The sequence below is a fragment of the Herbaspirillum frisingense GSF30 genome, assembly GCF_000300975.2.
Classification (GTDB): domain Bacteria; phylum Pseudomonadota; class Gammaproteobacteria; order Burkholderiales; family Burkholderiaceae_D; genus Herbaspirillum; species Herbaspirillum frisingense.
Window position 1 is genome coordinate 1 of sequence record NZ_AEEC02000067.1, and the last position, 11188, is coordinate 11188.

Annotated in this window: 13 protein-coding genes; 4 read left to right on the forward strand and 9 right to left on the reverse strand. The window is 64.6% G+C overall.

The features are described from left to right. The 3 genes from HFRIS_RS24060 to HFRIS_RS24070 all read right to left on the reverse strand — a co-directional run. Positions 1 to 428: DNA translocase FtsK 4TM domain-containing protein (locus tag HFRIS_RS24060; RefSeq protein ID WP_006465636.1), on the reverse strand; the 428-nt coding region annotated here is incomplete at its 3' end. Positions 429 to 588: 160 nt separating this feature from the next. Next, complete coding sequence (locus tag HFRIS_RS24065; RefSeq protein ID WP_039877233.1) at positions 589 to 1158, reverse strand: DNA-3-methyladenine glycosylase I; 570 nt, start codon at positions 1156 to 1158, stop codon at positions 589 to 591. 42 nt (positions 1159 to 1200) lie between these two features. Next, on the reverse strand, positions 1201 to 2220 hold the full coding sequence (locus HFRIS_RS24070; protein ID WP_006465638.1) for a serine/threonine protein kinase: 1020 nt from the start codon (positions 2218 to 2220) through the stop codon (positions 1201 to 1203). Positions 2221 to 2355: 135 nt separating this feature from the next. Between HFRIS_RS24070 and HFRIS_RS24075 the strand changes: the two genes are divergently transcribed. Then, complete coding sequence (locus HFRIS_RS24075) at positions 2356 to 3063, forward strand: UPF0149 family protein (protein ID WP_006465639.1); 708 nt, start codon at positions 2356 to 2358, stop codon at positions 3061 to 3063. A 107-nt stretch (positions 3064 to 3170) separates the two neighbouring features. Here HFRIS_RS24075 and orn read toward each other — a convergent pair whose 3' ends face one another. Both orn and HFRIS_RS25390 read right to left on the reverse strand, forming a co-directional pair. Then, a complete protein-coding gene (orn, locus tag HFRIS_RS24080) occupies positions 3171 to 3740 on the reverse strand; it encodes an oligoribonuclease (RefSeq protein ID WP_006465640.1) in 570 nt (189 codons plus the stop codon). Further along, a complete protein-coding gene (locus tag HFRIS_RS25390; RefSeq protein WP_152486759.1) occupies positions 3698 to 3979 on the reverse strand; it encodes a hypothetical protein in 282 nt (93 codons plus the stop codon). Before HFRIS_RS25390 ends, orn begins: the two co-directional genes overlap by 43 nt. On the opposite strand from HFRIS_RS25390, the gene HFRIS_RS24085 reads away from it, so the two are divergent. Genes HFRIS_RS24085 through rsgA form a run of 3 tightly spaced genes read left to right on the forward strand, consistent with a single transcriptional unit; the run spans position 3948 to position 6592 of the window. Continuing rightward, a complete protein-coding gene (locus HFRIS_RS24085; RefSeq protein ID WP_039877235.1) occupies positions 3948 to 5237 on the forward strand; it encodes a M48 family metallopeptidase in 1290 nt (429 codons plus the stop codon). The genes HFRIS_RS25390 and HFRIS_RS24085 overlap by 32 nt on opposite strands. Before the next feature lie 57 nt (positions 5238 to 5294). Next, positions 5295 to 5651 carry a 4a-hydroxytetrahydrobiopterin dehydratase gene (locus HFRIS_RS24090; RefSeq protein ID WP_006465642.1) on the forward strand — a complete coding sequence of 119 codons (357 nt, stop codon included), beginning with the start codon at positions 5295 to 5297 and terminating at the stop codon, positions 5649 to 5651. Next, entirely contained in the window at positions 5651 to 6592 is a 942-nt protein-coding gene (gene rsgA, locus HFRIS_RS24095; RefSeq protein WP_006465643.1) for a ribosome small subunit-dependent GTPase A, read from the forward strand. Before HFRIS_RS24090 ends, rsgA begins: the two co-directional genes overlap by 1 nt. Before the next feature lie 26 nt (positions 6593 to 6618). Here rsgA and HFRIS_RS24100 read toward each other — a convergent pair whose 3' ends face one another. The 4 genes from HFRIS_RS24100 to HFRIS_RS24115 all read right to left on the reverse strand — a co-directional run bounded on the left by HFRIS_RS24100 (position 6619) and on the right by HFRIS_RS24115 (position 10749). Beyond that, complete coding sequence (locus HFRIS_RS24100; RefSeq protein WP_006465644.1) at positions 6619 to 7365, reverse strand: 3-oxoacyl-ACP reductase family protein; 747 nt, start codon at positions 7363 to 7365, stop codon at positions 6619 to 6621. 40 nt (positions 7366 to 7405) lie between these two features. Then, positions 7406 to 8473, reverse strand: coding sequence for an alpha/beta fold hydrolase (locus tag HFRIS_RS24105; protein WP_006465645.1), 1068 nt, complete (start codon positions 8471 to 8473; stop codon positions 7406 to 7408). Positions 8474 to 8662: 189 nt separating this feature from the next. After that, on the reverse strand, positions 8663 to 9964 hold the full coding sequence (locus tag HFRIS_RS24110; protein ID WP_051110969.1) for an ATP-binding protein: 1302 nt from the start codon (positions 9962 to 9964) through the stop codon (positions 8663 to 8665). Positions 9965 to 10008: 44 nt separating this feature from the next. Continuing rightward, the gene (locus tag HFRIS_RS24115; protein WP_006465647.1) at positions 10009 to 10749 is read right to left on the reverse strand and encodes a response regulator; all 741 of its coding nucleotides are present in this window, start codon (positions 10747 to 10749) and stop codon (positions 10009 to 10011) included. Positions 10750 to 11188: the final 439 nt, after the last annotated feature.

The window sequence follows — 11188 nt, forward strand, 5'->3', positions numbered from 1 at the left end:
CTCAGGCGTACGCGTTCGCTCTCGATGCTGCCGCGTCGGGGTGGTCCCAGGTCCAGCTCCGGGTGATCGTCGCGGCTCTGCGCATCGCTACGACCAAAGATGGCACCGAGCAACCACTTCAGGCCCAGCGCCAGCAACGCCAGCAAGACCACGGCAGCGATGCCCTTGCTGATCTTGCCGCCGAGGGCTTCCATCAGGGCCGCGCCGACCAGGTCGCCGCTGGGGCCATCATCACTGTTGCTCAGTTGTGCGCGCACCAGCGCTTCCAGCGCGCCGCTGGCGGCCAGCAGCAACAGGCTGCCACACCAAAGGCGGATGGCGCCGCGGCCGCCGAAGATGGACTTGCGGCCGAGCGCGCGCGCCACCGTGCGCAGCAGCAGCGGCAGCAGCCAGAGGACCGACCAGCCAAACCATTTGACGAAAATCATGCTACTCCCATACTTCACCGGCCTGGCATGGCGCCAGCCGGCCTCGTGAATCTATCCCGGCAGTCCTGATGCACCGCCGCAGGCTGCGAGTGTAAACCAAACCCGACCACGGCCGCCCGTCCTCATTCCGTCTTCATGCCACCCTTTGGTACAGGTCGACTCAGCGACCGTGGCAATGGCAATCGCGCACGTGGTCGTTGATCACGCCCACGCCCTGCAGATAGGCGTAGATGATGGTGGACCCGACGAACTTGAAGCCGCGCTTGGCGAGGTCCTTGGAAATGGCGTCCGACAGCGGGGTCTTGGCCGGGCAGTCCGCCAGGGAAGCCCAGCGGTTGACGATGGGCTGGCCATCGACCTGGCCCCACAGATAGGGGTCGAGCCCGCCCACTTCCTCGCGCAGCTTGAGGTAGGCGCGGGCATTGCCGATGGTGGCGGCCACCTTCAGGCGATTGCGCACGATGCCGGCGTCGGCCAGCAATTGCGCCACCTTGCGCTCGTCGTAGCGGGCGATCTTCTCGGCATCCCATTGGTCAAAGGCAGCGCGGTAGGTCTCGCGCTTGTTGAGCACGGTCTCCCAGGACAGCCCGGCCTGGGCGCCTTCCAGGTTGAGCATTTCGAAGAGTCGGGTTTCATCGTGGCAGGGAACACCCCACTCGTGGTCGTGGTACTCGACGTAGCGGGGGTTGGCAAGGTTGACCCAGCCGCAGCGGGTAAGGGATTGGCTCATGGAAGATGGGGGAAACAGGTCGGGCGGTTCATCGGTGCCGGTTCACACCGGCCACAGGGGCGGCTCATCCATCAGCGCGATCTGCTCGCGCAATTCCAGGATGCGGTCTTGCCAGTAGCGCTGGGTGTTGAACCAGGGGAAGGCGGCCGGAAACGCCGGGTCGTCCCAGCGGCGCGCCAGCCAGGCGGAATAATGAATCAGCCGCAGCGTACGCAGCGCTTCGATCAGGTACAGTTCTCGCGGTTCGAATTCGCAGAAACTTTCATACCCGGCCAGCAGGTCGGCCAGTTGCCCGACCATCTCGCGTCGCTCGCCGGAAAGCAGCATCCACAGATCTTGCACGGCGGGGCCACTGCGGCTGTCGTCGAAATCGACGAAGTGCGGGCCGGCATCGGTCCACAGGACATTGCCGACATGGCAATCCCCGTGCAGGCGCAGGCTGCGGATCTCGCCCGCGCGGTCGTAGCAGCGTTGCACGCCCTGCAGGGCCTGTTCGACCGTGGTGCGCCAGGCGGTGGCCACATCCATGGGGATGAAGTCATGCGCCAGCAGCCAGTCGCGCGGCTCATGGCCGAAGCTGGCCAGGTCCAGCGCGGGGCGCTCGACGAAGGGACGGCGCATACCCACCGCATGGATGCGGCCGATGAAGCGGCCCAGGCGTTCCAGGGTGTCGGCATCGTCTAGCTCAGGGGCGCGGCCGCCATGGCGCTGGAACACGGCGAAGCGGAACCCGGCATGGCGATGCAGGGTGGCGCCGCTGTCCAGGCGCATGGCCGGCACTACCGGGACCTCTTCGTCGGCCAACTCCTGTGAAAATGCATGTTCTTCGAGGATTTGCGCATCCGACCAGCGCAGAGGCCGGTAGAACTTGGCCACCAGCGGCGGGCCGTCTTCCATGCCGACCTGGTAGACCCGGTTTTCATAGCTGTTCAATGCCAGCAGGCGGCCGTCGCCGTACAGGCCCAGGGCGTCGAGGGCATCGAGCACGGTATCGGGCGAGAGCGTGGCGAAGGAGGTGGCGTCGGGGACGTCAGGGATGTCAGCAGTGGCGGCTTGATTCATCCGGCTATTGTACTGTCCACGGCGCCCGCGCCGCAGCAGATTGCGGCAGCCAACGCCGACAATGCTCGCGCCCCTGGCTGAATGCCTTTACACTCCTGCCTTTGGTAACAGCAATCTTCAGCAACCGGACCCATCATGCAACTCGACCAGCCCCTTTCCGACGCCGAATTCGACGAACTCGACGATTTTCTCCTCTCCGATCGCTGCGCCGACGATGTGATGACCATGGACACCCTGCACGGCTACCTGACGGCGCTGGCCATCGGTCCGCAGGAAGTGCTGATGGCCGAATGGCTGCCGCGGGTCTGGGGCAGCCGTCCGGAAGACACGCCCAAGTTCAAGAACGGCAAGGAAGCCGAGCGCATCACCAGCCTGATCGCGCGCAGCATGAACGAAATCGCCATCACCTTCGAAGTGGCGCCCAAGGAGTACGAGCCCCTGTTCTGCGAACGTGAACATGAAGGCAAGCCGCTGCTGGACGCCGAGGCCTGGGCCTGGGGCTTCTGGGAAGGGATCCAGTTGCGCGCCGAGCAATGGGACGAAATCTTCCATTCCAACCTGGCCCCGCTGATGCGCCCGATCTACCTGCTCGGCTCGGAAGAGCTGGAAGAGGAAGAAACCAAGCTCATCGATGACCCGGTCAAGACCCACAAGCTGGCCATCGAGATCGAGGCCGCCATTCCCCACATCCACCGCTACTGGGCGCCGAAACGCAAGTCGGCCGTGGAACAGGTGCAGCGCGAGGCGCCCAAGACCGGTCGCAACGATCCCTGCCCCTGCGGCAGTGGCAAGAAGTACAAGAAATGCTGTGGCGCGGACAGCAGCACAGACGGCACCGAATAAGCCAGAAGGTCACCGGGGCAAGCATTTCCGGCCCATAACGAAAAAGGCGCACCGGGTAGCCGGCGCGCCTTTTTATTGCACTGCGGACAACATGGCTGCCCTGCGCATCATTCCTTGATGAAGTGCTCGCGGTAGTACTTGAGCTCTTCGATCGATTCCAGGATATCGGCCAGGGCCGTGTGCATCTGGCGCTTCTTGAAACCGGTGGCGATTTCCGGCTTCCAGCGCTTGCACAGTTCCTTCAGGGTCGACACATCCAGGTTGCGATAGTGGAAGAATTCTTCCAGCTTGGGCATGCCGCGCACCATGAAGCGGCGATCCTGGCAGATCGAATTGCCACACATGGGCGACTTGCCGGCCGGGACGTATTGCTTCAGGAAGGCGATGATCTGCTGCTCGGCATCGGCTTCGGTGACGGTGGAAGCCTTGACGCGGTCGATCAGGCCCGAGCGGCCGTGGGTTCCCTTGTTCCAGGCATCCATGCCGTCCAGCAGCTCGTCGGACTGATGGACGGCCAGCACCGGGCCTTCGCCCAGGATGTTCAGTTCTGCATCGGTAACCACCACGGCCACTTCGATGATGCGATCCTTGTCCGGGTCCAGTCCGGTCATTTCCATATCGACCCAGATCAGGTTCATTTCATTGGGCCGGACGGGCGCGGCGGGGGCTTGTGACATAATTCTTCCTTATTGACGGGATGGGGATCTGGCCCCATCTGCTGCATGGTTCCATTGCCTGGTTCGCTCGCCCGGCACACGCCGGGCGTCATGACTCGATGTCTTGCCAACAGTGCGGCGGCGAGCAGTTGAGTCGGGCTACGAACTTCGATACGAACTTCTTGACGAATTTCGATACGAATCTTCATATTTTCGCACAGGGTACGCATGTCTTCACTTTCGTTTTCCGTTTTGTTCATCGTGTTCCTGGGGATCAGCCTGGGGGTGCGGTTCTGGCTGGCGTCGCGCCACATCCGCCATGTGATCGCGCATCGCGCCGCCGTGCCGCCCGAGTTCGCCGAGAAGATTCCCCTGTCGGCCCACCAGAAGGCGGCCGACTACACGGTCGCGCGCACCAAGTTCGGACTGGTGACCTTGCTGGTCAATGCGGCGGTGCTGATCGGCTTCACCCTGCTGGGCGGACTGCAGTGGCTGTCCAGCCTGCTGCTGGGCTGGACCGGCGGTCCCGGGATGCTCTACCAGATCGCGCTGGTGGCCGGCTTCGGCATCATCTCCGGCCTGGTCGACCTGCCCTTCGACTACTACCGCCAGTTCCGTCTGGAAGCCGGTTTCGGCTTCAACAAGATGAGCCGCGCCCTGTTCTTCAGCGACATGATCAAGCAGAGCCTGGTGGGCGCGGTGATCGGCCTGCCATTGCTGTGGGTGGTGTTGACGCTGATGGACAAGGCCGGCGCGCTGTGGTGGTTCTACACCTGGGTGGTGCTGTGCGCCTTCCAGCTGCTGATGCTGGTGATCTATCCCAGCTTCATCGCCCCGCTGTTCAACAAGTTCACCGCGCTGGAAGACGACAGCCTGCGCAGCCGCATCGAGGGTCTGATGCAGCGCGTGGGCTTCGCTTCCAAGGGCTTGTTCGTGATGGATGGTTCCAAGCGCAGCGCGCATGGCAATGCGTATTTCTCGGGCTTCGGCTCGGGCAAGCGCATCGTCTTCTTCGATACGCTGCTGGCGCGCCTGGCCCCGCACGAGATCGAGGCCGTGCTGGCTCACGAACTGGGCCATTTCAAGCTCAAGCACATCGTCAAGCGGGTAGTGGTGATGTTTGCCATGTCGCTGGCGCTGCTGGCCCTGCTGGGCTACCTGAAGGGCCAGGCCTGGTTCTATACCGGGCTGGGCGTGGACCCGCTGCTGCTGGGCAGCAACGATGCGATGGCGCTGATCCTGTTCATGCTGGTGCTGCCGATCTTCACTTTCCTGCTCTCGCCGCTGTCGTCGCTGTCCTCGCGCAAGCACGAGTTCGAGGCCGATGCCTTTGCCGCCCAGCATACCCATGCCCAGGACCTGGTCTCGGCGCTGGTCAAGCTGTATGAGGACAACGCCTCCACGCTCACCCCCGACCCGCTGCACTCGGCCTTCTACGATTCGCATCCGCCGGCATCGCTGCGCATCCGGCACCTGCATGGCGCCATGGCAGCACCTGCGCCGGCTGGCAATCACTGATTTCTTTCATTGCATACAGGTCAGGGGCATGCAGCTTCCTGACCGTTGGAGAACCCCATGAGCATTACCGCAAGCACCCTCGCCGCTTCCCGTTGCGTCCAGCCCATCGAGGCCCTGGATGACGCCGCCCTCGCCAGCCACCTGGCCGCCCTGCCCGAATGGAAGATCGAAGGCGGCAAGCTGACGCGCAGCTTCGCCTTCGCCAACTATTACGAGACCCTGGCCTTCGTCAATGCGATTGCCTGGGTGATCCATGCCGAAGACCATCACCCCGACCTGGGCGTGAGCTACAACCGCTGCAGCGTGCGTTTCGATACCCATAGCGTCAACGACGGCCGTGGCGGTCTCTCGGCCAACGACTTCGTCTGCGCGGCCAAGGTCGACGCCATCTTCGCCCAGCGCGCCAACGCCTGATGGCTGGCCGCAAGCAAGCCGCAGCACGCGGCGCCGGGCCGGCTGCCAAGGCCGACCTGGAATCCGGTCTGGTGATCGCCGCCCACGGGCGGCATTATCTTGTGCAGGCAGGGGAACAGAAACTGCATTGCGTCACCCGTGGCAAGAAGAGCGACGTCTCCGTCGGTGACCACATCCGCCTGGCGCGCACTTCGCCGGACCAGGGCGTGATCGAGGCCATCGACGAGCGCAAGACCCTGCTGTACCGCTCCGACCAGTACAAGTCCAAGCTGCTGGCGGCCAATGTGGATCAGCTGTTCATCGTGGTGGCGACCGAGCCCAGCTTTACCGATGACCTGGTCTCGCGCGCGCTGGTGGCGGCCGAATCGGCGGGCGTGTCAGCCCACCTGATCCTGAACAAGACCGACATCACCGAGGCCCTGCCGAAGACCCGCGAACGCCTGCAGGTCTATGCGCGCCTGGGTTATCCGGTGCACGAGGTTTCGGCCAAGGCCCACCCGGACGAGACCCGCGCGGCCTTCATGCCGCTGCTGGCCGGCAAGAGCACCATCCTGATCGGCCAGTCCGGCATGGGCAAGTCCTCCATCATCAACCTGATCGTGCCGGACGCCGACATCGCCACCCGCGAAATCTCGGCCGCGCTCGACACCGGCAAGCACACCACCACCTTTACCCGCCTGTACCAGATGGAGGGCGGGGCCAGCATCATCGACTCCCCGGGCTTCCAGGAATTCGGCCTGTACCGGCTCTCCGAAGGCATGCTGGAACGCGCCTTCCGTGACTTCACGCCCTACCTGGGCAAGTGCCGCTTCTACAACTGCCATCACCTCAACGAACCCGGCTGCGCCGTGCTGGAAGCAGTACAGGCCGGCGAGATCGCCGGCCTGCGCCATCAGCTGTATGCACAGCTGGTGCATGAGTCTTCGCAGACGCTGTATTGAAAGCGAGGTTTCGGAGGGGATCAGGTTCAGGCCAGGAAACCGCCGTCAATAGTGAGACTGGCGCCGGTGATGAGGCGCCCCTCCTCCGATACCAGGAAGGCTACAAAATCGGCGATTTCCTCCGGCTGTCCAAGGCGACCAATGGGCATCATCGGTGTCAGCAAGGCGGCCATCTCCGGTTCGCCGCCCCGACTCATATCTGTCACGGTCGGCCCCGGCTGCACATTGCTCACCGTAATACCACGAGGCCCCAGGTCGCGCGCCAGTCCGCGAGTCAGTGATGCCAGCGCTCCCTTGGTCATCGCATACACCGCACTGCCAGGGAAGCCGGCGCGTTCGGCCACCACGCTGCCTATCAACACGATGGCCGAACCAGCGGCCATGTGCGGCAAGGTGGCCTGAACCGCGACAAATGCTGCGCGCACATTGACTTCGAACATGCGGTTGAAATCTTCCAGCGCGAAGTCTTCCACTTCCCCACGCAGCAACAGCCCGGCGCTATTGACCAGAATGTCGATGCGTCCGAACTCGGAGGCGACCTGCGCAATGGCGGCCTGCAGCGCCGCCGGGTCACCACTGTCGGCCTGGATCGCCAGCGCCCGGCCGCCTGCGGCATGAATCTCGGCAACCAATGCACTGGCCTTGTCATGACTACCCGCAAAGGTCAATGCGACCACCGCGCCCTGGCGCGCCAACTTGCGAACAACGGCCGCGCCGATGCCGCGCGAACCTCCGGTAACGAAGGCTATTTTTTTGTTGAGACTACGTTGCATGATGTTTCCTTTTATCTGGATGTTGGGATGAGGCCAGCGATCAGGCCGACAAGCGATCGGCCTCGACGACGGCCAGCGCAAACTCGCGCGGAGCTTCCTGCGGCAGGTTGTGGCCGATGCCGCCGGTCAAGGTGTGGTGCGCATACGGCCCGGCGAAGCGCTTGCGATAGAGCGCCGGGTCGAGGTGCGGGGCGCCGTTGGCGTCCCCTTCCAGGGTGATGGTGGGCACCGTGATCACGGGGAAGCTGCCCAGGCGCTGCTCCAGCGCGTCGTACTGCGTCTGGCCCGGTGCCAGGCCCAGACGCCAGCGGTAGTTGTGCACCACGATGGCGACATGGTCCGGATTGTCGAACGCGGCGGCGCTGCGGGCATAGGTAGCGTCGTCAAAATGCCAGCGCGGCGAGGCCGTCTGCCAGATCAGTCGGTTGAAAGCCTTGCGGTACTTTTCATAGCCGGCCACGCCGCGATCGGTGGCCAGGTAGAACTGGTACCACCAGTCCAGCTCGGCTTGCGGCGGCAGCGGTTGGCGGCCGGCATCGACATTGGTCATCAGGTAGCCGCTCACCGAGACCAGCGCCTTGACGCGCTGCGGCCACTGGGCGGCGATGATGCAGGCGGTGCGCGCACCCCAGTCGAAGGCGCCGAAGATGGCGCGATCAATGTTGAGTGCATCCATGAACGCAATGATGTCCAGTGCCACGACCGCCTGCTGGCCATTGCGCACGGTCGACGCCGACAGGAAGCGGGTACTGCCGTAGCCACGCAGGTAAGGGACCAGTACGCGATAACCGGCCGCCGCCAGGGCCGGGGCCACGTCGACGAAACTATGGATGTCGTAGGGCCAGCCATGCAGCAGGATCACGACAGGGCCATCGGCCGGACCGACATCGGCGTAGCCGACATCGAGCAGGCCGGCCTGCACCTGCCTGATCTGGCCGAAGGAAGTGTGCACGCCCGGCATCACCTTGCCGAGGGCGCCCTCATCGAGGCCGGGCGACTGCGCCCACGCCGTGGCCGACAGGCCCAGTTGCGCGGCCATGGCAGTGCCGGCGGTGGCCGCGGCGGCACCGAACAGGCGGCGGCGTTGAAGATTGATTTCCTGTGTCATCGGGTTCTCCGTTCATGTGGATGGGACATGAAGGAGAATGCCGCGCCGATGTATCGCCCTTGTGTACGGCCAAGCCTGGTTTTGCAAGCCGGTGTAGCGGCGGCCACGCCGGATACATTGGGATACGCAATCCTGCGCCAGCAACCAGCAACCAACAGCCAACAGCCACCGGCCCAGGTCCTCGCCGATTCAGGACAGGGAACTGATCACCAGTTCCGCCTCCAGCCCCTGCGGCACATCCGACCGGTTGCGTAGCACCAGACTGCCCTGCAGGGCCAGCGCCAGCTGGCGGGCGATGGCCAGACCCAGACCGGTGCCGCCGGTGCTGCGGTTGCGCGAGCCTTCCAGGCGGACAAAGGGCTGGAATACCGCCTCCAGCTGGTCCTCGGGGATACCCGGGCCATGGTCGCGCACTGCGATGCGCAACTGCCCGGCGGGCAGGATACTGGCTTGCACCTCGGCGGCCCCACCGAACTTGAGCGCATTGTCGATCAGGTTGGTGAGGATGCGACGCAGCGCATGGCTACGGGTGATCAGGGCCAGCGTGGGCAGGGTGCCGGCCAGCGTCACCGATTGGCCGCTGTCCTGATAATCGAAGACCATGCTCTCCAGGAACGAGGCCAGGTCGATGCGCACGGCGGCCTCGTCGTTGCCGTGGGCACTGCGCGCATAGGCGATGCCCTCCTGCACCAGACGCTGGATTTCGGCCAGGTCGTTGAGCAGCTTGTCGCGCTCGCTGCCGGGATCGGCCATCTCGGCACGCAGCCGCATGCGCGTCAGCGGCGTCTGCAGGTCGTGCGAGACCGCCGCCAGGATCTGCATGCGTTCCTGCAGGTGATCGGCGATGCGCTCGCGCATGGCGTTGAAGGCAGTCGCAGCGTGGGCGACTTCAGCCGGACCGTCCTCCTGCAGGGGCGGGCCCGGACGGCCCAGGTCGAGGCGGTCGGCAGCGGCGGCGAGGTCGGCCAGCGGACGCAAGGCCAGTCGCACCGCGAACCAGCTGCACAACACCAGCAGCAGCAATTGCGCCACCAGCACGTAGGGCAGCCACTGGGTGAGCGGCTTCATGACCGGATGCAGATCCACCGTCAGTGCGCTGCCATCGGACAGGCGCAGATGCGCCTGCAGATGTTCACGCGGACCGGGAACGGTCTGCATCGTGAAGGGATAGCGGCCACCTAGTGCGGCCCGGATGCGCGCAGCGATCTGCTGCGCCCGGGGCGACAGTTCGGGGACCCCGGCGCGACCTTCGCCAATGACATAGCCATAGGTATCACGCTGCAGCGGCGCCAGCCACTGCGGCCGTTCGGCGGCGGGCAGGCGATCGAGAATGGCGACCGAGGTGGCCACGTCGTTTTCCAGCGTATCGAGCATGACCGCGCGCGCTGCGGTATAGCGCTCCAGAAACAGCACGGCGAAGGACAGGATATGGGCCAGCGCCAACGCCGCCAGGAAGATCAGGAACAGGCGTGCCCCCAGGGTGCGGGGCATGCGCAGCACGCGCCTGGGTACGCCGGCATCAGCTGAACGCGTGGTCACGGGCGGGCTTCCTCGATCTCGACCGGCATCGAGAACACATAGCCCTCGCTGCGGATGGTCTTGATGTAGCGCGGTTCGCGCGCGTCATCGTCCAGCCGCTGGCGCAGCCGGCTGACCAGGAGGTCGATGGAACGGTCGAAGATCTCGGCTTCGCGCCCCTGGGTCAGGCTCAGCAGCTGGTCGCGATTGAGCACCCGCTGCGGGTGATCGACGAACACCCGCAGCAGGCGGTATTCGGCGCCGCTGAGGGTGACCACCATGCCATCGGGCGCCAGCAGGTGGCGCTCCGAGGTATCCAGCCGCCAGGGACCGAAGCGCAGCAGCCGGCCGGCTTCACTGACCTGCAGATTGGGCGGCAGCATGCGGGTCCGGCGCAGCACCGACTTGATGCGCGCCAGCAGTTCGCGGGCGGCGAAAGGCTTGGCCAGGTAATCGTCAGCGCCCATTTCCAGGCCGACCACGCGATCGGTCTCCTCCGAACGGGCGGTGAGCATGATGATGGGGGTGGCCTTGTGCTTGCCGGCGCGCAGCTCGCGACACAGGACCAGGCCATCGTCGCCGGGCATCATGATGTCCAGCACGATCAGGTCCACGGCGTTACTGGCGACGAAGGCGCGCATCTGTCGACCATCGGCAGCCACGTCCACGCGCAAACCGTTCTTTTTCAGGTAGTCGGCCACCAGTTCGCGGATGTCGCGGTCGTCGTCGACGATGAGGATGTGATCGATGTGTTCCACCTGACTGCCCTTCCCTTGTTGTGTTCAGTGTTGTCGCTTTCAGCTTTGAGCTTGCAGCCGGCCGGAGGCGGAACTAGCTCGAGTGAAAGTGCGCGACCCTGTCTTTTACGTCTTGCAAGCCTCCCCTGCAAGGGCTGCCAGCGGGAGATTTGTACCTCAATGTATCCGGCCGTATGCCGGACACAGACGACGACAAAACCACCCGCCAACCGGATTGAGAGGCCGCGAGCCTACCAGCCTGCCGCTGTTGGCGAGAATTGTAAGCCCGTGTAGCCGCGCCGTCGGCGGACACGCAGGGATACACAAGCCGACCCTGGCCTACACATGACAGATACACCGGCGCGGTCTCATGCACGGGTCGCCCATCACACCGCCCTTGCCGGCCTGTACATCATGCCCTCTATCTTGCCGCCTTCCTCGGCGGAGCGCTCACCTTGCT